The organism is Patulibacter ginsengiterrae (assembly GCF_056269115.1).
The window spans coordinates 23953-45513 of the sequence record NZ_JBWDOG010000002.1; the positions used below are offsets into that span (position 1 = coordinate 23953).

At 74.5% G+C, this 21561-nt stretch carries 20 protein-coding genes; 15 read left to right on the forward strand and 5 right to left on the reverse strand.

From position 1 onward, the window contains the following. Window positions 1-23 precede the first annotated feature (23 nt). The 4 genes from ACVUH9_RS03570 to ACVUH9_RS03585 all read right to left on the reverse strand — a co-directional run bounded on the left by ACVUH9_RS03570 (window position 24) and on the right by ACVUH9_RS03585 (window position 4444). The gene (locus tag ACVUH9_RS03570) at window positions 24-1100 is read right to left on the reverse strand and encodes an SDR family oxidoreductase (protein ID WP_475754015.1); all 1077 of its coding nucleotides are present in this window, start codon (window positions 1098-1100) and stop codon (window positions 24-26) included. 115 nt (window positions 1101-1215) lie between these two features. After that, the gene (locus tag ACVUH9_RS03575; protein WP_475754017.1) at window positions 1216-1884 is read right to left on the reverse strand and encodes a response regulator; all 669 of its coding nucleotides are present in this window, start codon (window positions 1882-1884) and stop codon (window positions 1216-1218) included. Further along, window positions 1881-3143, reverse strand: coding sequence for a sensor histidine kinase (locus tag ACVUH9_RS03580; RefSeq protein ID WP_475754019.1), 1263 nt, complete (start codon window positions 3141-3143; stop codon window positions 1881-1883). The genes ACVUH9_RS03575 and ACVUH9_RS03580 overlap by 4 nt, the downstream gene beginning before the upstream one ends. Continuing rightward, a complete protein-coding gene (locus ACVUH9_RS03585; protein WP_475754021.1) occupies window positions 3140-4444 on the reverse strand; it encodes a PspC domain-containing protein in 1305 nt (434 codons plus the stop codon). The genes ACVUH9_RS03580 and ACVUH9_RS03585 overlap by 4 nt, the downstream gene beginning before the upstream one ends. A 561-nt stretch (window positions 4445-5005) precedes the next feature. On the opposite strand from ACVUH9_RS03585, the gene ACVUH9_RS03590 reads away from it, so the two are divergent. The 6 genes from ACVUH9_RS03590 (at window position 5006) to ACVUH9_RS03615 (ending at window position 12233) form a co-directional block, all read left to right on the forward strand. Continuing rightward, window positions 5006-6739, forward strand: a complete 1734-nt coding sequence (locus ACVUH9_RS03590) for a glycerol-3-phosphate dehydrogenase/oxidase (RefSeq protein ID WP_475754023.1) — start codon at window positions 5006-5008, stop codon at window positions 6737-6739. Between the two features lie 4 nt (window positions 6740-6743). After that, a complete protein-coding gene (locus ACVUH9_RS03595; RefSeq protein ID WP_475754024.1) occupies window positions 6744-8186 on the forward strand; it encodes a hypothetical protein in 1443 nt (480 codons plus the stop codon). A 12-nt stretch (window positions 8187-8198) separates the two neighbouring features. Beyond that, window positions 8199-8948: a dihydrofolate reductase family protein gene (locus tag ACVUH9_RS03600; protein ID WP_475754026.1), complete on the forward strand. Its 750-nt coding sequence runs from the start codon at window positions 8199-8201 to the stop codon at window positions 8946-8948. Further along, on the forward strand, window positions 8945-9907 hold the full coding sequence (gene folP / locus ACVUH9_RS03605) for a dihydropteroate synthase (RefSeq protein WP_475754028.1): 963 nt from the start codon (window positions 8945-8947) through the stop codon (window positions 9905-9907). Before ACVUH9_RS03600 ends, folP begins: the two co-directional genes overlap by 4 nt. A 72-nt stretch (window positions 9908-9979) precedes the next feature. Beyond that, complete coding sequence (locus ACVUH9_RS03610; RefSeq protein WP_475754030.1) at window positions 9980-10666, forward strand: transaldolase family protein; 687 nt, start codon at window positions 9980-9982, stop codon at window positions 10664-10666. Window positions 10667-10934: 268 nt separating this feature from the next. Continuing rightward, the gene (locus ACVUH9_RS03615) at window positions 10935-12233 is read left to right on the forward strand and encodes a Rho termination factor N-terminal domain-containing protein (RefSeq protein ID WP_475754032.1); all 1299 of its coding nucleotides are present in this window, start codon (window positions 10935-10937) and stop codon (window positions 12231-12233) included. Window positions 12234-12382: 149 nt separating this feature from the next. On the opposite strand, the gene ACVUH9_RS03620 is transcribed toward ACVUH9_RS03615, so the two are convergent. Further along, a complete protein-coding gene (locus ACVUH9_RS03620; protein ID WP_475754034.1) occupies window positions 12383-12859 on the reverse strand; it encodes a hypothetical protein in 477 nt (158 codons plus the stop codon). A gap of 254 nt (window positions 12860-13113) precedes the next feature. Here ACVUH9_RS03620 and xseA point away from each other — a divergent pair, with 254 nt between their 5' ends. The 9 genes from xseA (at window position 13114) to ACVUH9_RS03665 (ending at window position 21428) form a co-directional block, all read left to right on the forward strand. Next, window positions 13114-14499 carry an exodeoxyribonuclease VII large subunit gene (gene xseA / locus ACVUH9_RS03625; protein ID WP_475754036.1) on the forward strand — a complete coding sequence of 462 codons (1386 nt, stop codon included), beginning with the start codon at window positions 13114-13116 and terminating at the stop codon, window positions 14497-14499. Continuing rightward, window positions 14496-15071 (forward strand): exodeoxyribonuclease VII small subunit, encoded by a 576-nt coding sequence (locus ACVUH9_RS03630; protein WP_475754038.1) that lies wholly within the window; start codon window positions 14496-14498, stop codon window positions 15069-15071. Before xseA ends, ACVUH9_RS03630 begins: the two co-directional genes overlap by 4 nt. A gap of 173 nt (window positions 15072-15244) precedes the next feature. Beyond that, on the forward strand, window positions 15245-17005 hold the full coding sequence (locus ACVUH9_RS03635) for an FUSC family protein (protein ID WP_475754040.1): 1761 nt from the start codon (window positions 15245-15247) through the stop codon (window positions 17003-17005). 60 nt (window positions 17006-17065) lie between these two features. Then, window positions 17066-18064: a response regulator transcription factor gene (locus ACVUH9_RS03640; protein ID WP_475754042.1), complete on the forward strand. Its 999-nt coding sequence runs from the start codon at window positions 17066-17068 to the stop codon at window positions 18062-18064. Beyond that, a complete protein-coding gene (locus ACVUH9_RS03645) occupies window positions 18061-18804 on the forward strand; it encodes a sensor histidine kinase (protein ID WP_475754044.1) in 744 nt (247 codons plus the stop codon). Before ACVUH9_RS03640 ends, ACVUH9_RS03645 begins: the two co-directional genes overlap by 4 nt. Further along, the gene (gene cpaB / locus ACVUH9_RS03650; protein WP_475754046.1) at window positions 18801-19484 is read left to right on the forward strand and encodes a Flp pilus assembly protein CpaB; all 684 of its coding nucleotides are present in this window, start codon (window positions 18801-18803) and stop codon (window positions 19482-19484) included. Before ACVUH9_RS03645 ends, cpaB begins: the two co-directional genes overlap by 4 nt. Continuing rightward, complete coding sequence (locus ACVUH9_RS03655; RefSeq protein ID WP_475754048.1) at window positions 19481-20341, forward strand: CpaF family protein; 861 nt, start codon at window positions 19481-19483, stop codon at window positions 20339-20341. Before cpaB ends, ACVUH9_RS03655 begins: the two co-directional genes overlap by 4 nt. Then, a complete protein-coding gene (locus ACVUH9_RS03660) occupies window positions 20338-20607 on the forward strand; it encodes a hypothetical protein (RefSeq protein WP_475754050.1) in 270 nt (89 codons plus the stop codon). Before ACVUH9_RS03655 ends, ACVUH9_RS03660 begins: the two co-directional genes overlap by 4 nt. Next, window positions 20604-21428, forward strand: a complete 825-nt coding sequence (locus ACVUH9_RS03665) for a type II secretion system F family protein (protein WP_475754051.1) — start codon at window positions 20604-20606, stop codon at window positions 21426-21428. Before ACVUH9_RS03660 ends, ACVUH9_RS03665 begins: the two co-directional genes overlap by 4 nt. The last annotated feature ends 133 nt before the right edge of the window (window positions 21429-21561 follow it).

Below are 21561 nucleotides of genomic sequence, written 5' to 3' on the forward strand. Positions count from 1 at the left end.
GCTCGCAACGACGAATCGTCGCCTCAGCGGGCGGCCGCGAAGGCCGGATCGTCCTCGTGCTCTCGGAAGAAGCGGACCATCGGAGCGACGTAGCTGGCGACCGGGGGACAGCGGACGCCGTGGCGGCCGAGCAGCTCGGTCGCGCGGGTCGCGTCGTAGCGGACCTTGTGGTTCAGGTAGATCAGCGACTCGCGCGGGGTGCCGCCCAGCAGCGAGCGCAGCACGCCGAGCCGCAGCGACTGGTCGACCAGCGCCCACGGCAGCCGCAGCGCGGCGGCCTTGCCGGCGTACTCCTGGGTCAGCAGCCCGTAGAAGTCGGCGGCGCTGATCGGCTCGGGATCGACCAGGTGCAGCGTCTCTCCGGCGAACTCGGGGTTGCCGGCCCCGGCCACGATCGCGTCGATGATGAAGTCGATCGGGACGACGTTGAACGGCGCGGCCATCTCCCCGGGCTGGACGATCGGGCCGAACGAGGCGGCGATCGAGCGCAGCAGGTAGTAGGGCCCGTCGAACTTCTGGGTGACGCCGGTCTGCGAGTCGCCGACGACGATCCCCGGCCGGTAGATGGTGGTCGGGACCTCGTCCATCGACGCCCGGACGAGGACCTCGGCGGCGAACTTGGTCGACTCGTAGTGGTTCTTGAAGGTCTGGCCGGCGGCGAGGTCGGACTCGAGCACGAGCCCGCGCCGGAGCCCGGCCACGTACGAGGTCGACACGTAGTTGTGGCGCTCGAGGCGGTCGCAGGCCTTGCAGAACTCGATGACGTTCTGGGTGCCCTCGACGTTGACCCGCTCGGCGATCCCGCGCGGCACCGCCAGGTCGTAGATCGCGGCCAGGTGGTGGACCGCGACGGTCTCGGAGGCGAGCCGGCGGTAGGTCGGCTCGTCGAGGCCGAGCCGCGGGGCCGTGATGTCGCCGGCCTGGATCTGCAGGCGCTCGCCGTGGCCCATCTCGGCGGCGACGGCGTGGGCCCGCTCGACCATCCGTGGTTCGACCAGGGCGACGATCGTGGCCTCGGGATCCTGCTTCAGCAGCAGCGGGATCAGGCGAGCGCCGATGAAGCCGGGGAAGCCCGTGAAGAGGATCGTGCGAGAGGCCATGAGGCGAGAGCCTACTGACGCGTAGGAACGACGTGTGCCCAGGTTCGAGCGGCGGCTCGGTGCGTCGGCCGGGACCGGTGCCCGGTGGGTCGGGGCACCGTCGCCGGAGCGGCGGCTAGTCGACGAGCCGCCGCTCGGTCGCCCAACGCGTCAGCTCGTGGCGGTTGGAGAGCTGGAGCTTGCGGAGCACGGCGCTGACGTGGTGCTCGACGGTCTTCGGGCTGATCGTCAACCGCCGGGCGATCTCCTTGTACATGTAGCCGCGGGCGATCAGCCGCAGGACCTCGCGCTCGCGGTCGGTCAGCTGGTCCAGCTCGGGGTCGGCGACCAGCGAGACGCCCTCGACCCGACCGGAGAAGGCGTCGAGCACGAACCCGGCGAGCCGCGGCGAGAAGACCGCGTCGCCGGCCCGGATCTGGCCGATCGCCGCGACCAGGTCGTCGCCGGAGATCGTCTTGGTCACGTAGCCGCGGGCCCCGAGCCGGATCAGGCTGATCACGTCCTCCGGCTCGTCGGAGACCGACAGCGCGAGGAACCGCTGCCCGGGACGCTGCTCGTGGACCCGGCGGATCACCTCGGCGCCGCCGCCCCCGGGCATGTGGACGTCGAGCAGGACTACGTCCGGCTCGCGGTCGAGGATCAGGCGGATCGCCTCGTCGACGTCACCGGCCTCGCCGATCACGGAGGCGCCGGCGGTCCCGGAGCGGTTCTCGAGCTCGGCGCGGACACCGGCCCGGAAGAGGGCGTGGTCGTCGACGAGGACGACGGTGGGGAGGCTGGTCACGAGCGGTTCTCCAGGAGCAGTTCGACTTCGGTCCCCTCGCCGGGGGACGTATGGATGGTGGCGCGACCGCCGGCCCGGCGCATCCGGCCGACGATCGATTCGCGGACGCCGCGGCGGTCGCCGGGCACGCTGTCGGGATCGAAGCCGCGGCCGCGGTCGCGAACGAATACGGCGATCGTCCCGTCCTCGACCTCGGCGAAGACCGAGATCGGGTGGCCGCCGTCGCCGTCCTCGGCGACCCCGCTGTGGCGGGCGGCGTTGGCCATTGCCTCGCGGGCTGCCGCGAGCAGGGCGACCGCGCGGTCGTCGAGCGGCGACTCGCCGCTGGTGACGACCTCGATCTCGACGCCCTGCTCGAGCTCGACGGCGGCCGCGGCGGCGCGGAGGCCGGCCATCAGCTCGTCCTCGGGACGTTCGCTGCGCCCGGACAGCCACAGCCGCAACTCGCGCTCCTGACGCCGGGCGAGGCTGGCGACCTCGCGCGGGTCGTTGTTGCGCCGTTGGATCAGCGCGAGCGTCTGGAGCACCGAGTCGTGCAGGTGGGCGGCGACCTCGGCCCGCTCGTCGCCGCGGATCCGCTCCGAGCGCTCGGCCTGGGCGCGACGCGACATCCGCCGCCAGAACGGCGCGACGACGACGAGGATCGCGGCCAGCGCGACGATCAGCTGGACGGCACCCGTCCGCGAGGTCTGGAGCGCGCCGAGCGACGAGAGCGCGACCAGGGCCCCGAGCACGACGATCGCGACGCCGCTGGCCAGCAGCAGCCGGTCGGACTCGGAGCGCGTGCCGTCCCGGCGGCCGACCAGCCGCTGCCAACCGGTCAGCGGCCGCTCGTCGGTCGCCTCGGGGACGTCGGCGGTCTGCGACCAGATCACGAACCCGCCGACCGCGAGCAGGAGCAGCGCCCAGAAGCTGAGACCGAGGAGCCCCTGGACGGCCAGCAGACCGACGATCACGCCGATCAGGGCGACGACGATGCCGACCATCGAGCGGCGATCGCTGACGGCGTCGGCGGTCAGGAGACCACCCGGGTTCGCCCGCCGTCGAGCGCGGAACGCGGCCCGTGCCGCGCGGCGTTGGCGGATCCGGTCGCGGGCCAGCGTCACCCGGGCCAGCAACGCGACGACGGTGAGGACCACGCAGAGGCCGACGAGGAGCCGGTGGTTGGTCCGGTCGGGCGCGCCCTCGACGACGACGAGCCCGACCGCGACCAGCGCGGCCAGGACTCCCGTGAGGCGGACGAGCCCGGTCTGGTTCACCGCGAGCCGCTCCCTGCGTGGGGACGGCAGGCGTCGGTCCGGATCACCTGGGAGCCGTTGCTGAGGAAGCTCGCCTGACGGTCGAAGCGGCGGAGCTCGGCCCGGCTGCGGGCGACGCGGATCTCCCCGACGCCGACGCGGAGGTCGAGCGTGACGCGCGGCCGGGTGCCGGAGTCGCTCGCGTCGATCGTGTAGGTCCGGTGGTCGTTGCCCGTGATCCACTCGGTCTGGGAACGGCCGTTCAGGACGCGCACGTCGCCGACGCGGGTGCGGGTCTCGACGGTCCAGGCCGTGCAGCGCTTCGGCGGGATGATCACCGTGAGACGGCCGACGTCGACGCGGGCGGGGATCGTGACCCGCTCACCGGCGCGGACCTCGACGTCGCGCAGGTCGACGGTCATCTCTCCGAGACCGAGGCGGTAGCCGGCGGTCGCCTGGTCGACGGTCGCCGGCCGCTCGAGGCGGTCGCCGGCCGAGCGGTCGACCGACACGTCGGCGATCACCGCGGCGGCGGCCGGCAGCGCGAGCGCCAGCACGAGCACCAGCAGCGAGCCCACCGTCCGACGGCTGCGGGCGTTCAGGATCAGCAGGACGCCGAGCACCGCGAGCACGATCGAGACCGGCCAGGCCCCGAAGAAGACCGTCGCGCCGAAGCTGATCCCGGCGACGATGCAGAGGGCGACGAAGAGGCCGACGATCGCGGCCAGCCCGAACAGGATCCGGAGCGCGCCGTCGGCGGCGTTGACGGCGGGGCCGCTGCCGGCGGTTACCGGGACGCCCTCGGCCGGATCGACCGGGGCCCGCGGGATCAGGATCGCCGCGGCGAGGTAGAAGAGCAGCCCGGCGCCGCCCAGCAGCAGGGTCGCGAGGAACGCGAGCCGGACGAGCACGGGCTCGATGTCGTAGCGCTGGCCGATCCCGCCGCAGACGCCGAACAGGAGCCGGTCGCTGGACGAGCGGTAGAGCCCGGGTGCGGGGGTGGGCGGGTCGACCGGCGGCGGTGTCGTTCCGGCGGCGGGCGGGGGATCCAGCGGCGGCGGGGTCGCGCCGCCGGCCGTCCCGGCGGCGTCGGGGCGCACGGCCTCGGGCTGCTCGCGGGTCGCGTCGGGCGTCTCGGTGGGGTCCGTGGCTGCGTCGGCGGAACCCGCGGCGTGGTCGAGTCCCGGCTGCTCGCGGGTCGCGTCGTCCGGTCCCGCGGGACGTTGGTCGGCGCCGGCCGCGGCTTCGCGGTCGGCTGACGCGGCGACGTCGTCGCGGTCGTCCGGGCGGTCCGGGTCGGGGATGGGGGAGTCGGGGCTCATGGGCAGATGTCCTGGATCGCGTTGATGTATCCAGGGTGCCGCCGCGGGCCGGCTTCCACCATGGGGGATGGCCCGGGGACGACCCGGATCATTCCCTAAGAACCTGTTTCAGGGTCAGTGGTCGTCTGGGGTGGTCGTTGACCGAGGCGGGCACGACACGGTTCCCGCCCGCCCCTCCGAGAGTCAGACTGGTGGTCTGACTGAGAGACCAGATCCCGCCCACCCCGATCCGGCGATGCGTCAACGGCCGCCCCAGGCGGCCGATCATCCTGAAACAGGTTCTCAGCGCGGGCCCCGGGCGAGCAGGGGGCGGGGAGGTGGTCGTCGGGGCCGCTGGCACCGGGTACGTGTCCGGGCGGCTGGATGAGTGATTCCACGACCTCGCGGCGTGGGGTGCGCCCGGGACGGCACCTGGCGCCACCCGGCACCTCGGTCAGGCTTCTCAGCCTGGCTCTCGGCACCGGGCGACGTCAGGGACACCGCCCCGAACGCACCCCACCTCCACGACTCCGCGGAATCACTCATCTATGCGTCGGGCGCGCGGACTGCCATGCTGGACGGGTGCTCGAGCGCTCCGACGCCATCAGCGCCCTGACCGAGGAGACCTTCGACGTCGTCGTGGTCGGCGGCGGGGTCACCGGAGCGGGGGTCGCCCTCGACGCGGCCTCACGCGGGTACTCCGTCGCGTTGGTCGAACGCTTCGACTACGCCTCGGGGACCTCCAGCCGCAGCTCCAAGCTGGTCCACGGCGGTCTCCGGTACCTGGCGAGCTTCGACATCGGACTCGTCCGCGAGGCGCTGCTCGAACGCCAGATCAACGCCCGCCTGGCGCCGCACCTGGTCACGCCGTTGCCGCTCGTCGTCGCCACCGCCGGCGAGCATCGGCCCGACCGGATGACCGGCGTCGGCCTCAACCTCTACGACGCGCTGGCCGTCGACACCCGTCGCGGTGGCCGCCGTCGCCGGGGCCAGGAGGGCACCGAGGCCGGCTGGACGCCGGGCCGCCACCGCTCGCTGGACGCCCGCGAGGTGATCGAGCACCTGCCGGCGCTGGCCGACCAGGACCCGACCGGCGGCTGGCTGTTCTACGACTGCCAGACCGACGACAGCCGGCTCGTGCTCACGATCCTCCAGGAGGCCGAGCGGTTCGGGGCCGTCTGCCTCAACCGGGTCGAGGTCCTCGAGCTGGTCGAGCGCGACGGCGGGGCGACCGGGGTCCGGGTCCGCGACGGCGAGTCGGGCGAGGTCTTCCCGATCCGGGCGACCAACGTCGTCAACGCGACCGGCGTCTGGGCCGATCGCCTGCGGCCGGCGGAGCTGCGCGACGAGGCCGAGGTCCCGATCATCCGGCCCTCGCGGGGGACCCACGTGACGCTGCCGGCGGAGAAGCTGCCGCTGCGCTCCGGGGCGATCGTGCCCTCGGGCGGCGGCCGCTTCATGTTCGCGCTGCCGTGGCTGGGACGGACGCTGGTCGGGACGACCGACAACGACTACGACGTGCGCGACCTCGACCACGTCGCCGCGCCGGACGAGGACGTCGCCTACATCCTCGACGGGCTCAACGCCTTCTTCGGCACGTCGCTGGTGCCCGAGGACGTCAGCGGCGCCTACGCCGGCGTCCGCCCGCTGATCTCGTCCGGCGACCCGAAGCGGTCGGTCGACATCTCGCGCCGGGCCGAGCTCTACGAGACGTCGTCGGGCATGCTGACGATCACCGGCGGCAAGCTGACGACCTGGCGGCGGATGGCGAAGCAGACCGTCGACCGCCTGACCGAGCGCGACGGCCGCGAGGTGCCCTGCCGGACGGACCAGCTGCCGCTCGGGCAGCCGGTCGACCCGCTGCGGCTGCCGCACGTCCGCGGAACCGGCGACGCCGCCCGCGCCCAGCTGGCCGCCCGCTACGGGAGCGTCGCGCGCGACGTGCTCCAGCTGGCCGCGGATCGTCCGGAGCTGGCGGCGCCGATCGTCGACGACGGTCCCGTCGACCTGCTCGCCGAAGCCGTGCACGCCGTCCGCAACGAGCACGCGCGGTCGCTCGGCGACGTGCTGCTGCGCCGGACCCGGCTCGGGCTGACCGCCGCACGGACGCTGGTCGCCGACGACGCCGCGGCGGCCCGCAGGGTCGCCGAGACGATCGCTCCGGAGCTGGGTTGGGACGCCGACGGCATCGAGCGCGGGCTCGCCGACTTCCTCGAGGAGGCCCGGCTCGAGGGCCTGGTTCCGGGCTGGTCGGGGAACGTCGCCGTGGGAGGATCAGCGAACGCTGACCGCCCGAGCACCTACGATCCCCTCTAGATCGATGACGAGTGAGTCCGAGAGCCATCCGAACGCCGTGCCGGCCGTGACCGCGTCGCGGTTCGACCGCAACGGCGAGACCGTCTTCAACCTCGCGCTGCGGGTGACCGGCAGTCCGGGTGCCGCGTGGCACGCCGCGGTCGCCGCCTTCGCCGCCGTCGCGGAGCGGGTCCCACCGGACGCGCCGGAGGGGACCGACGATCGCGACCTGCTGTTGATGGGCTGCTGGCACGCCCGGCAGATGCTCGGCCAGCTCGAGGCGAACCCCGAGTACGCAGCGCAGCTCCACGCTCACGACGAGGCGCAGCCGCCGCTCACCGGGCTCCAGGGGGCCGTCTCCCGCGCCAACCGGCTGCTGCCGGTCGACCAGCGCGAGGTGCTCGCGCTGCGGGGGCTGAGCAGCCTCGACCACGCTGATCTGGCCGTGCTGCTGCGCGCCGATCCCGGCCTGCTGGCGGCGATGCTCGCCCAGGCCCGGCTGATGCTCCACGACGCGATGCACGGCAGCCAGATCACCGGCCCGGCGCTCGAGGATCCGGAGGACCGCCAGCCGATCGCGCTCGCGGCGCTCCGCCAGGACGGTCAGCTGCGCGGTGCCGAGGCACGCCTGATGCTGGCGACCTGGCTGGAGGGCGGCGACGCCCGCCAGGTCGTGATCGACGCGCTCGAGGAAGCGGGCCTCGCGTACCGCGCCTGGGAGCCGGTCCCGGTGCCCGACGGTCTCGGCGACGCCGTGATCGTCGGCGTCGGTGGGGTCGCGCCCGTGGCCCCGGCCGACGCCGGTACCCACACCCCGCAGGCGAGCACCCCCGCCGCTGGCGCCGCCGCCGCGGCGGCGGCGGGCCACGACGACGAGGAGGGGATCCCCGCCGGCGAGCACGACCGTCCGGTCGCGCCGGCCGACCCCAACGCGACCGTCGAGTGGTCGAGCAGCGACATCGCCGCGCTCGGTCTCGACGGCGGACCGGCCGCCCCGGGCGCCGGGTCCGGCGTCTCGCCCGTCGGCGGTGCGCCGTCGACCGGTGCCCCGTCCGCCGGTGCCCCGTCCGCCGGTGCCCCGTCGGCCCCGCGTCGGGCCGCCGCGGCCGCCGCCACGGGCGGAGGGGCGGTGCCGCCGGCTGGCGGTGACGACCAGTGGGACGAGGGCTGGGAGAACGACACCCCCGGAGAGGGCTTCCGGAGCCCGGTGGCCTCGGAGCGCCGCAGCGCGCCCCGCTGGCAGATCGCGCTCGTCGGGATCCTGCTGGTCGCGGTGATCGTGGTCCTCGTCCTGACCTTCACCAAGGGCGACGATCCGACCCCGGCGCGGACGACGCCGACGCCGACGACCACGACGACGAAGAAGAAGTCGACGAAGACCTCGAAGACCACGACGACCGGCGCGGTCCCGACCGGCACCACGCGGGTCTCCTACCGCGTGCGGGCGACCGCCGGCCCCGTCGTCTAGGTGCCCGGCCAGGTGTTCCGGTCGCTGGAGGGGCGGGACGTCCCCACGGAGGCCACCCAGGTGCTCGACGCGATCGTCGCCGATGCCGCACCGTCGGTTGCGGGTCGTCCGCGGACGATCGGCGTGATGGTCGCGAGCGTCGACGGCCACGCGACCGTCGAGGGCCGTTCCGGCGGCCTCGGCGGCCCCGAGGACCGGGCGATCTTCCGTGGCCTCCGCGAGCGCGCCGACGCGCTGCTGGTGGGTCCGGGAACGCTCAACCGCGAGCGCTACTCGACGACGCTCGACCCGCCGCAGCGGGAGGTCCGGGTTGCGGCCGGGCTCCCGCCCGAGCCGCTGCTGGCGACGATCTCGCGCTCGTTCTCGCTCGATCCCGACGTGCCGCTGTTGCACGAGCCGCTGACCCGGGTCGCGATCTACACCGAGGTCGAGCCGCCCTACGCGGTCGATGCCGACCGGGTCGACGTCGTGCGGCTGCCGCAGGCGACGCCGGGCGCGGCGCTGACCGACCTGCACGAGCGGGGCATGCGGATCGTCAACTGCGAGGGCGGCCCGCACCTGCTGGCGGCGCTCGCCGGCCACGGGCTGCTCGACGAGCTGGTGCTGACCGTCTCGCCGCTGCTCGTCGGCGGCGCGCACCCGCTCACGATCATGACCGGCGAGATCGGCCCGGAGCCCCTGCCGCTACGGCTGCGGGGGACCTGGCGGGCCGGCGACGTCCTCTTCGTCCACTACCACCTGATCCACGGGAGCCCCGCGTGACCGACGAGCTCATCCTCCGCCTACGCGACCAGACCCTGACGCTGCGGTCCGGCCGACCGGCGCTGATGGGGATCGTGAACTGCACCCCCGACTCGTTCAGCGACCGCACGCGTCTGCAGACGGTCGAGGCGCAGGTCGCCCACGGCATCGCGCTGGCCGAGGCCGGCGCCGAGATCATCGACGTCGGCGGCGAGTCCGGGGTCACCCACACGCCGATCGTCGGCGCCCCGGACGAGATCGCCCGCGTCGTGCCCGTCGTGCGGCGCCTCGTCGACCACGGCCTGATCGTCTCCGTCGACACCTGGAAGCCGGAGGTCGCCGAGGCCGTGCTCGACGCCGGCGCCCACCTGATCAACGACGTCAGCGGGCTCTACCACGCGCGCCTGGCCAGCGTGGTCGCCGCGCGTGGGGCCGGGATCGTGCTGATGCACACCCGTGCCGATCCGAAGACCGAGTACTTCCCCGACTACGGCGGACGCGTCGTCGACGACGTCCGGGCGTTCCTGGCGAACCTGCGCGAGCGGGCGCTCCAGGCCGGGGTCCGGGCCGATTCGATCGTGCTCGACCCGGGGCCGGACTTCGCCAAGATGCCGAGCGAGACGGTCGAGGTGATGCGCGACCTGCCGGCGCTCGCCGTCCACGGGCACCCGCTGCTGCTGGCCGTCTCCCGCAAGTACTTCGTCGGCACGATCATCCACCGCGAGCCCGACGAGCGGCTGGCGGGAACGCTCGCCGCGCTCGGCTGGTGCGCCGAGCGGGCCCGCTTCTCGATCGCGCGCCTGCACGACATCCGCGAGGCGGTCGACTACCTGCGGGTCCGCTCGGTGCTCGACGGCCGGGCCGAGATGCCCGAGGTCGACCGGGCCGACGTTCGGCTCCAGTGGCTGCACGACGAAGATGACGATGACGACGACGAGCGGGGGGACGGCGGGGGCTCGCGCGAACCCGCGGTACGCTGAGTTGACGCTCGTGAATCCCGTGCTCGTCACGCGGAACGCGTTTCACCGCCCGTCTCCTGGGAGTTACCCCGCATGAAGCTGTTCATCGACACCGGATCCGTCGCCGAGGTCGAGGAGATCGCCCGTTGGGGCGTGCTCGCCGGCGCGACCACCAATCCGTCGCTCCTGGCCAAGGAGGACGGGAAGCCGGAGGACATCATCCGCCGGATCGCCGACCTGGTCGACGGCCCGACCTCGGCCGAGGTCGTCAGCGAGGACGCCGACGGGATGGTCGCCGAGGGCATCGCGCTCGCAGGGCTCGACGAGCGGATCGTCGTCAAGGTCCCGTTCAGCGCCGCCGGCCTCGAGGCGACCGCCCGTCTCCATGAGCTCGGGCACCCCGTCAACATGACGCTGGTCTTCAGCGCCCCGCAGGCGATCCTCGCCGCCGAGGCGGGGGCGACCTACATCTCGAGCTTCCTCGGACGGCTCGACGACATCGGGATCGACTCGGCCGAGACGACCCGCGAGATCATCGAGGCGGTCGCGACCAACTCGACCGGTGCGCAGGTGCTCGCCGCGTCGATCCGCAACCCGATCCACGTGACGGTCGCCGCCGCCCTCGGGGCCGACGTCGCCACGGTCCCGGGCAAGATCCTCAGGCAGATGCTCAAGCACCCGCTGACCGACGCCGGGATCGCCCAGTTCACGAAGGACTGGCAGTCGCGTCCCGAGTTCGCCACCTGGCTCAAGGGCCTCGTGGAGCGCTCGCAGGCCTAGCGCCGCCGCAACCGGTCCGATCGCCGCGCGGCCGCTCGCCGCGCCCCGATCGGACCGCCGCGCGTCCTTCGGCATCGCCGGTTCGGTCGCCGCCGCCGGGCACCGTCCGGTCAGGTTCTTCCCGCTCCTCGCGGGAAACGCCGGTGGCTCGCGGCCGGCGGGGGGTGACGCGTCATGCCCGGAGCTTCGTCTAGGGTGGGGCCAGTCGCCGATCGCTGCGCACAACGCGGTCGGGGCCTACCGACGAAGCACCAGAAGGAGAACACCGATGACCGTCCTCACCCGTGAGGTCCTGGAGTCCAGCAGTCTGGCCGACCTGCACGCGCTGGCCGGCGAGCTCGCCATCGACGGCTTCCGCCGCCTGCGCCGCGAAGAGCTGGCCGACACCATTCTCGAGCGCCGCGGCGGCTCCGCCGCCCGCGCCACCGATGACGACACCGGCGAGCGCCCCGCCCGCCGACGCCGTGGCGGCCGCCGCGAGGAGTCGACCGACGTCGACCACACCACCACGATCAGCGACGAGGAGCGTCCCTCGCGCCGCCGTCGGCGTGGCGGCGACGAGGGCCCGTCCGAGTCCGGCCGTGACCGTCGTGACAGCGGCCGCGAGTCCGGCCGTGAGCGTGGCGACCGCGACCGTGGCGAGCGCTACCCGCGCGAGGCCGGCCGCAACGAGGCCGAGGAGGGCCAGACCGTCGAGGGCGTCCTCGTCGTCGGCCCGAGCGGCTCGGCGATGCTGAAGGCGGCCGACGGCAGCGAGGTCTACGTCTCGGCCGGCCAGGTCCGCCGCTGCGAGCTCGTCGACGGCGACCGGATCGCCGGCCCGACCCGTCCGGCCCGCAACAGCGAGCGGTACCCGTCGCTGGTCCGCGTCGAGACGATCAACGGCGCATCGGCCGACGAGACGTCGACCGGCACCCGCTTCGAGGAGCTCGTCGCCGTTCGGCCGACCGAGCTGTTCGCGATCGAGAGCGACGACCCGACGGTCGCCGCGATCGCCTGGCTGACGCCGCTCGGCCGCGGCTCGCGCGCCGTGATCGCCGGTCCCCACGCGGCCGGCAAGACCGAGGCGCTGCGTCGTCTCGGCGTCGCGCTCGGCAAGGTCGACGGCGTCGAGCTGCTGCCGGTGCTCGTGGGCGTCCGCCCCGAGGAGATCGGCGAGTGGCGCGAGGCCGGCCTGGCGCCGACCGTCGCCCTCGATCTCTCGGCCGGGCCCGAGCAGCGCGCGAAGGCGATCGACGAGGTCGTCGACCGTGGACGCCGGATCGCGGCCCGCGGTGGCCACGCCGTGCTGCTGATCGACACCCTCGACGGTCTCGGCGAGGGCGCCGCACGACGGATCCTGGCCGCGGCCCGCAAGCTCGCCGACGGCGGCTCGCTGACGATCATCGCCACCCGTGAGTCCCCGGCCGGCGGCGAGAGCACCGTCGTCCGCCTCGACGCCGCGCTGACGACCACGGCTCGCTTCCCCGCCCTCGACCTGGCCAGCTCCGGCACGCTCCGCCCCGACCTGCTGGTCGGCGACGAAGGCGCCGCTGCGATCGCGGCGGCCCGCGCCGAGCTCTCCTAGGCGGGCACCTCACAGCACCCCGCGCGTGGTCAGCCGATGGGCTGGTCGCGCGGGGGTGTGGAACGAGAAAGGCCCCGCAGTCGCGGGGCCTTCTTCACATCTGGTGGGACCTTGCGGTCCTGGGTGCCGGTGCTCGGGCCGGCGGTGGGTTAGCGGCGGTCGTCGACCGGGAGGTAGGAGACCTGGAACCACGATGGCGCGGGAGCCAGCTCGACGGGCTCGTTGTTGCGGGCCGGCTGCACGTAGCTGAACCGCTGGGTGGCCTCGTCGAAGAGGATGTCCAGCTCGCCCTCCTTGACGCGCTGGTCCATCCACGCGCCGCGGAACACCAGCCGGCGCATCCAGTGCACGATCGAGCGCTCGGCGGGGCCGGACAGCTCCGTCCAGCACTCGTTGATGTGCTCGCCGAGGCGGGAGACGGGTTCGATCACCTCGCCGCTGACGGTCAGCTCGACGAGATCGTCGACCTCGTCCGGACCGAGGCGGTCGTGGACGAAGCCGAGCTTCGCGGCAGCTTGCTCACAACGTTCAGCGAAATCTCGCTCGTTGAACGTGAAGCGCAGGTCTCCGTATTCGAGGACAAAGTCCTCGCCGGAGTCGTAGTTCCCTCGACAGGTGGAATCCATGGAGCTCGTTCGACGCGGTGGGGCGGAGGCGGCAACGAAGCCGACCCACACGACAGTTGGATGTACCTCGGAGCGCACGGCGGCAACCGCGTTCCAAGACGTGCTCGGCATCCTAGCCAGGGCATGACCGCCCGGACGAGGCTTGGGTTCGATGTTGCACCCGTCCGGATGCGCTATGGGGGCCGTGGCCACCGCACCGGCGATCCTGAAGATCGCGGGTCAGCCGCTCCAGGGCGTACCGTTGGAGGTCGCGAATGACCCCCGTCGAGAGCCCCACCACGACACCGATCGGCGTCGCCGACTACGCGGCTCGGATCGGCCGCGCCCTGCGTGAGGCCGGACCGGCCCTGGTCGAGGGCGAGGTCCAGCGACCGAAGCAGGGCGGGCGCGGGGTCTGGTGGTTCGACCTCACCGACGGCGAGCAGGTCCTGCCCTGCTCCTACCTCCCGTGGTTGACCCGCTCGAAGGCCCCGAGCCACGCGCCGAAGCACGGCGATCGCGTCCGGATCCGGATCCGCCACTGCGAGTACTGGGCGGCCGGCGGCCGGCTGCGGGTCGTCGTCGAGGACGTCGAGGCCGCGGGCGAGGGCGAGATGCTCCGGCGACGCGCCGAGCTGGTCGCGCGGCTCGCGGCCGAAGGGCTCTGCGATCCGGCGAGGTTCCCGTCGCTGCCGCGGTTCCCGCGCGGCGTCGGGCTGATCTCGGGCGCCGACTCCGACGCGCTCAAGGACGTGATCCGGGGTCTCGGCGACCGCTTCCCGGCGGTGCCGGTCGTGACCGCCTGCTGCCGCGTTCAGGGCGCGGCGGCCCCGGCGGAGATCGTCGACCGCCTGGCGCGGCTCGACGCCGACCCGCGGGTCGACGTGATCGTGGTCGCGCGCGGCGGCGGATCGGTCCAGGACCTCGTCTGCTTCGACGACGAGCGGCTCTGCCGGGCGATCCGTGCGCTGCGGACCCCGGTCGTGACCGCGATCGGCCACACCGACAACAACCCCGTCTGCAACCACGTCACCCACGCCGCGTTCGTGCCCCGTCACGCCGCCGAGCGGGTGGTGCCCGACCGGCGTGAGCTCCAGCGTGAGGTCGTCCACCTCGGCGACGCGCTCTCGCGGGCGACCCGGCGTCCGGCGGCCCTCCGCCGCGAGCTCGAGGCGGTCGCGACCGTCGTCGCTCACCGCGGCCGGCTCGACGGGCACCGCGCGGCGATCCTGGCCGGGGGACGGGCGGTCGAGGCCCACGCCGCTCGCTTCCTGCGCGCGATCGACGCCGAGCTGGTGGCGGTCCGCTCGTTGCTGGACCGCGGGCCGGATCGGATCCGCGCCCGCACCGCCGCCGTCCGGCAGGCGCTCGACGCGCGCCCGATCATCACGCTCGCGGATCGCGCGACGGCCGAGCTGCGGCGGGCCGTCGCCGAGCACGGCCGCCTGCTCGATGCCGCCGATCCCCGCCGTCGGGGCTGGATCGCCGCGCTCGACGCGGACGGCCGCGTCGTCCGCCGGGTCGACGACCTTCGCCCCGGCGCGACGGTCCGGCTGTCGCTGGAGGACGGAACCGCGTCCGCGACCGTGACCGAGCTGTCCCCCGATCGTCCGCCGGCCGCGGACGCCCTGCCCCCGAACACCGACGAGAAGTCCGCATGAGCTCCGATCCCCAGACCCCCGTCGAGCTCTCGTTCGGCACCGCCTACGACCGCCTGCACCAGATCGCGGCCGAGCTCGGCGCGGACGACGCGCTGCCGCCGGAGCAGCTGATCGCGCTGCTGCGCGAGGGCAAGGGCCTGGAGCGGGCGTTGCGCGAGCACCTCGACCGGGTCGAGCAGGAGGTCCGCGAGATCGACGAGGGCGACGGCGCGGCGAGCTTCCGGATCAGCGACGGGACCCGGCAGCCGTCGTCCCCTGAGCCCCTGCGCGAGGCCGTCCCCGAGCCCGCTCGGCCGCCGGCTGTCCCGGAGTCCCAGCAGCTGCCGGCTGTCCAACGGCCCCCGCGGCGGCCGGTCGTCCCGGAGTCCCCGCAGCCGCCGGCGGCCGTGGAGGCCGCCGCACCGCAACCGCCCGTCCCGGCCCAGTCGGGTCTGCCGTCGGCCGGAGACCACGCCCCGGCGCCGGCCGCTCCCTCGTTCTTCGACGCCGACATCCTGGCTGCGCCGCCGGCGGCCTCCGGCTCGCCCTCGACGGAGGACGGGTCGCGGTACGACGACGACCTGCCGTTCTGACCAGGGCGGCGAAGCCGGGCCTGCGGGCGTGGCGGGGGATCTTCGACGCGTCCTACGCGCGGCGATGGACCGCGCTGCGGATCGGGCTGAGCTTCGTCATCCCGCTCTCGATCCTGGCCGCCTTCGGGCACGTCACGTGGGGCGCACTGGCGACGCAGGGCGCGTTCGTCGCGATGTACGCGCGCGACGAGCCCTACCGTCGGCGGCTGCGGGTGATGGCCGGGGTCGCGGTCGCCTTGACGCTGGCCGTGGTGCTGGGCAGCTTGGCGTCGGTCTCGCCGTGGACGATCGCGATCGGCGCTGGCGTGGTCGCTGGCGTCGCGACGCTGGGCTGCCTCGCCTGGAGCGTCGGCAAGCCACGCGAGTTCGTGATCGTGCTCGCGTTCCTGGCCGCGGCGGCCTACCCGGGCGAGGCCAGCGAGCTGCCGAAGCGGGCGGCCCTGGTCCTGGTCGGCGCGGCGATCGTGACCGCGATCGCGATGGCCGGCCGCCTGCGGCGGCCCCGCGGACCGGAGGAGCGGGCGTTGGCGCGGGCCTACACGGTGCTGGCCCGGCTGCTCGATGCGGTCGGCCACGACTCCGTCGAGACCGCTCGTCACGAGGCGCTGGTCGCGTTCGAGCAGGCACGCAACGTGCTGACGGCCGCGACCCGGGGACGCAGCGACGGGGACCGCCTGGTCGAGCTGGCGCTGGCGGGGGAGGCGGTGATCGACGCCGCGCTCGGGCTGGTCCTGCGCGATTGCGGGCCGCTCGATCCGGGCTGGGGCACGGCGACCCGCCGGATCGCCGCGAGCGTCGCCGACCCGCAGTCGGGACGCGGGATCGAGCTGCCGGACGAGGTCCCCGACTCGCCCCACGGGCAGCGCTTCGTCGCGGCGATGGAACGCGCCCAGGCGGCCGCGGACCCGACCATGGCGATGCAGCAGACGCTGGTGCCGTTCGGGCGCCGCAAGAGCCGTCGGGGGATCGCCGCGCTGCGGCGGGCACTGCGGCCCGGGTCGCTGGTGGTGCCGACGGCCGCACGGGTCGGGCTCGCGACCGGGCTCGGGACCGGGCTCGGGATGTTCCTCGGGCTCGAGCACGGCGTCTGGGTCGGCCTGACGACCGTCGCCGTCCTCCAGGCGAGCAACGTGACGCTGACCGCGCGCAGGACGTTCCAGCGGGCGGGCGGCACGATCGTCGGCGCCGGTCTCGCCGCCGCGATCCTCAGCGGGCACCCCGGGGTGCTGGTGATCATCCTCGCGCTGGCGGTCTGCCAGACGATCATGCAGGCGACGCTGGTGGCCTCCTACGGGATCGCGTCGGTCTTCGCGACCCCGATCGCGCTGCTGATCGTCGACCTCGGGCAGCCGGGCGAACCGGCCGGCTCGTTGCTGGGGGCGCGGATCATCGACACGCTCCTGGGCTGCGCGGTCGGCCTGCTCGCCCGCAGGCTGTTCTGGCCGCGGACGGCGGCGACCCGGCTACCGGCCGCACAGGCCGCGGTGATCGAGGCCGTCCAGCAGGTCCTGCACGCCTCGCTGACTCGTGCGGACGCGCCGTCGAGCGGGATCGTCCGTCGGTCGCGCCGTGCCCTCCACACGGCCCTGCTCAACCTGCGGGAGACCCACACCGACGCGGTCGGGGATCTGGTCTGGAAGAGCGCCGCCGACGACGCCCGCTGGACCACGACCCTGGCCGTGCAGCGAATGGCCTACGCGGCGATGGCCTTCCCGGCCCCGCGGGACTCCGACCCGCCGGACCGGGAGCTGGTCTCGCGGCTCGACGCGGCGCTCGAGGCGCTGGCGGCGATCGCGGTCGGCCACCGGACCCCGGTGGTCGTGTCGCTGCCGCCGCTGGAGGGCCATCCGGCCACGCGGCGGGCGCTGATCGAGCTGCGGGACGTGCTCCGCCCCGAGGCGGCGGCGGATCAGGTGCATCCCGCGGTCGGCTGACGTCGCGCGTGACGAACTGCGGGGGCGAATCGCCGCGGGCTGCCGGGTCATCCGGGCACCATGCGCCATTCGCACCCCACGCTGCTGGTCGTCGAGGACGACGACCTGACCCGTGCCTTCCTGCTCGAGCACCTGGCCGCCGACGGCTACGACCCGCTCGCCGCCGCCACGCTGGCCGACGCCTTCGGCCTGCTCGAGGCCCGTCCGCCGGACCTGGTCCTCTGCGACCTCTCGCTGCCGGACGGCTCGGGCCTCGAGCTCGCGGAGCGGGTCCGGCGGGCCGACGGGATCGTCTCGCGGGTCGACCCGACCACGCCGCTGCTGTTCCTGACGGGACGGGGTGGGGAGCTGGACCGCATCCGCGGGCTCGAGCGTGGGGGCGACGACTACCTGACCAAGCCGTTCAGCTATCCGGAGCTGCGCCTGCGGATCGGGGGTCTGCTGCGGCGGTCGTGGCGACGCCCGGGCACCGGGATGGTCCGGGTCGGCGAGCTGGTCGTCGACCCTGCGCGACGCTCCGTGACGGTGCGCGAGCGACCGGTCACGCTGACGCAGAAGGAGTACGCGCTGCTGCTCGCATTGGTTCGCGAGCCGACGAGCGTGCGGACCAAGCAGGAGCTGCTGCGGTCGGTCTGGGGCTATCGGGCGGCGGGTGTCACGCGCACGATCGATTCCCACGCCTGTCGTCTGCGACGGAAGCTCGGCGCGCACGGCGACGAGTTCGTCGTGAACGTCTGGGGCGTGGGGTATCGGCTGGTGGACGCGAACTCGCCCGGGGACGACGGCGAGCCGGCGGAGGCCGAACGGGCCTCCAACGGGACCGCGCTGGTGGCCAGCGAGGCGGACCCGGAGGCGGACCCTGATCCGGACCGGGAGCCTGATCCGGACCCGGGAGCGGTCACGGCCGACGCGAACGGCGACGGAGCCGCGGTCGGCGACCGGGAGGTCACGCCCGAGGCGCCCGAGACCGCCTCGGGTCCCGAGTCGGCGCGCCCTGCCGACGTGCGGCCCGGCCTGCTTCCGGTTCTGGTCGGTGGCCGTGCGGAGGCCACCTCATGAGCCTGTTGCTGGTCACCGGATGGCCGCTCGCGATCGCCGCGACGGGCCTGCTGGTGCTTGCCCGGCGGGCAGCCGGCCGTCGGCGCGAGTTGGTGCTCCGGGCCTGCCACGAGCTGCGCGGGCCGCTCACCAACGCCCTGCTCGCCCTCGACCGCCCGACGCCGGGGGCGCGCGCCGGGGTCGTTCCTGGTCGTGCCGAGGTGCTTCCGGTCGTGGCGTTGGAGCTGGCCCGCGCCCGGCGCGAGGTCGAGGAGCTGAGCGCGGCCGCGATCGGTCGGCGCCGGCCGGACGAGCGGCGACCGGTCGACCTCGACGCGCTCGTCCGCGACGTGGCTGCGGTCCAGGACGCCACCGCACGCGGGCGTGGGCGCCGGGTCGTCGTCGGAGGACGACCGTCGGGGGCGGTCGTCGTCGGGGACCGGGCACGCTTGACGCAGGCGATCGGCAACCTGACCCAGAACGCCCTCGACCACGGCGCCGGCACGGTCCGCGTCGGCGTCCAGTGGGGCGCCGGCACGGTCGAGGTGCTGGTCGCTGATGAGGGACAGGGACTCGCCGTGCCGATCGAACGGCTGCTGCGGCGACCGGTGAGAGGACAGCGCGGGCGTGGGCTGCGGATCGTCACCGACGCGCTCGCCGGCCACGGCGGGCGGCTGCGGGCGCTGCCGTCGAGCGGCGGCACGCGTCTGGTCGCGGAGCTGCCGGCGGCTGGTTCGGTTGCGGGAACGGTGACGCGGTGAGCCGCCGTCGCCGGGCGATCCTGCTGCTCGGGCTGGCCGTCGTGCTCGGTGCGCTCGCGGCGGGGGACATGAGCCGCCGGGAGCGGGCGCTCGACGCGCTGGTGGGTCCGACGGTCGCGGTCGTGGTGGCGCGCCGACCGCTGGCCGTCGGCGCGCCGATCAGCGCCGCGCAGCTCGCGGTCCGGCTGGTGCCGCAGCGGTACGCGCCGGCCGATCGGGTCGCGGCGCCGGACGAGCTGGTCGGGTTGCGGTTGCGGGTGCCGTTGGTGGCGGGGGCCGACGTGTCGCGAGCGGCTCTCGACAGCGGGGTCGGGCCGCGTTTGCGGCCCGGTGAACGGGTGGCGTCGATCGTGGCCACCGGCGACGCCGAGGCGATCCGTCCTGGCAGCCGGATCGACCTCCTGGTGACCCGCGAGCAGGACGGGAAGGGCGGCTCGACCAAGCTGGCGCTGGAGGACGCCGAGGTGGTGGAGTCCGGTCCCGCGCCGGAGCCCGACGGGACCGAGGCGGCGGCCGGGCGGGTCGCGGTGTCGCTGCGGGTGACGGTCCGCCAGGCCGTCTACCTGGCCGCAGCCCAGAACTTCGCCAGCGAGCTGCGGGTGCTTCCTCGCGGGCCGGGGGACGATCGTCGGGGGGCGGCGGGGACCGCGGCGGCGGCGAACCTGGACGGGCTTGGATGAACGCGCACCGCGATCTCGTCGACGAGTTGCATCGCGAGCTGGTGGCGCTCGCTGCGGCTCCGGCGGAGGGTGGGACGAGCCCGTCGTCGGACGCGCTGCTCGAGGCGGTCCTGCGCCGGGACGCGCCGCTGCTGCCGCCGGAGGACCGCGCCGAGGTGCGGCGGCTGCTGGCGGAACGGACGGTCGGGCTCGGGCCGCTGGAGTCCCTGTTCGACGACCCCGAGATCGACGAGATCATGGTCTCCGGCACCCGTCCCGTCTGGGTCGAGCGCCGGGGCAGGATCGAGCGTACCGGGGTCCGCTTCGGCGACGAGCAGGAGCTGTTGCACGCGATCGAGCGGATGCTGGCCGGCGCCGGTCGTCGCGTCGATCGGGCCGATCCGCTCTGCGACGCGCGCCTGCCCGACGGGTCACGCGTCCACGTCGTGCTGCCGCCGCTGGCGGTCGACGGACCGACCGTGACGATCCGCCGGTTCCGGGCCCGACGCTGGACCCCGGACGAGCTGATCCAGCGGGGCACCTGGTCCCGGCCGGTGGCAGAGCTGGTCGCCGAGGCGGTCGGGGAACGGCGTTCGATCCTCGTCAGCGGCGGGACCGGGGCGGGCAAGACGACGACGCTCGGAGCGATCGCGACCCTGCTCGACCCGGCGGAGCGGATCGTCACCGTCGAGGACACCGCGGAGCTGCGGCTCGGCCAGCCGCACGTGGTCCGGCTCGAGGCACGTCCGGCCCGCAGCGACGGACGGGGAGCGGTCGACATCCGGGAGCTGGTGCGCAACGCCCTGCGGATGCGTCCCGACCGGATCGTCGTCGGCGAGGTCCGTGGGGCCGAGGCCCTCGACATGGTGCTGCGATGACGAGCGGTCACGACGGTTCGCTGTCGACCATCCACGCCCGCTCACCCGAGGCGGCGCTGCGGCGGCTCGAGACGCTCTGCCTGATGGCCGACGTCGGCCTGCCGCACGTCGCGGTCTCGCGGATGATCGGCGATGCGGTCGGGCTCGTCCTCCAGCAGCAGCGGTCGGCCGGGGGCCGGCGGTCCGTCACGGCCGCAGGTCGTGTGGAGGTGAGCGCCGAGGGCTGGTCGATCGTGCCGATCGCGGTCGAGGAGCCCTCCCCGTGAGCGGCGTGGTCGCGGTCTCGGCCGTGGCGGGCGCGCTCGGCGGGCTCGGGGTCGCGGGACTCGCTCCCGAGCTGCGCGACGGGGCGGGACGCGGGTGGACCCGTCTGCGGCGGCTGCTCGTCCTCGGGGGTCGGGGGCTGGACCGGGTCGTGCCGATCGCGCTTGGCTGCGGCCTGCTCCTGCTCGTCCTCGGCGCGCCGACCGCCGGTGCCGTCGTCGGGACCGGACCGATGGCGTTGCGGGCCATCGAGCGGACGTACGGCTCCCGGCGGCGGCGGGTGATCGCCGCTGGTGCGCCGATCGTGGCGCGGTCGCTGGCCGACGCGCTCGACGCCGGGCACGCTGTCGGCCCGGCGATCGGTGACGCGTCGCGGACGACGGGCCTCCACGGTCCCGCGCTCGAAGAGCTGCGGCGGGTCGCAGCTCGCCTGGCGGCTGGTGAGCCACTCGCCGCGTCGCTCGATGCCTGGCGGGACCGCGCCGACGAGCCGGCGCACACCGCGATCGTCGCCACCCTCTTGCTGCACGGCGAATCCGGGGGCGAGCTCGCCGACGTGCTGCGGGATCAGGCCGGCGCGCTGGAGCGCGCGCGGCGGTCCGCGGCCGAGGCCGAGAGCGCGATCGTCCAGGCCCGGGCCGCCGCACGGATCGTCGGGGGGATTCCCGCGGGGATCATGCTCGTCGCCGTCGTCCTCGCGCCCGGCAGCGTCGGGGCGATCACGGCCACGGCGCTCGGTGCGGCGCTCGTCGTGGCGGCGATCCTGCTCCAGCTGGTGGCGATCGTCGCCGTCCGCCGGCTCACGTCGGGGCTGGTCGGATGATCGCGGTGATCGTTGCCACGGTCGCGGGGGCGACGGGTGGGGTCGCGCTTGGAGAGCTCCTGATCGCGCGGGCCGGCCGACGGGCGTCCGAGGCGGCGGAGCTCTCGCGGGCGGTGCCCGGATCGGGAGCCCG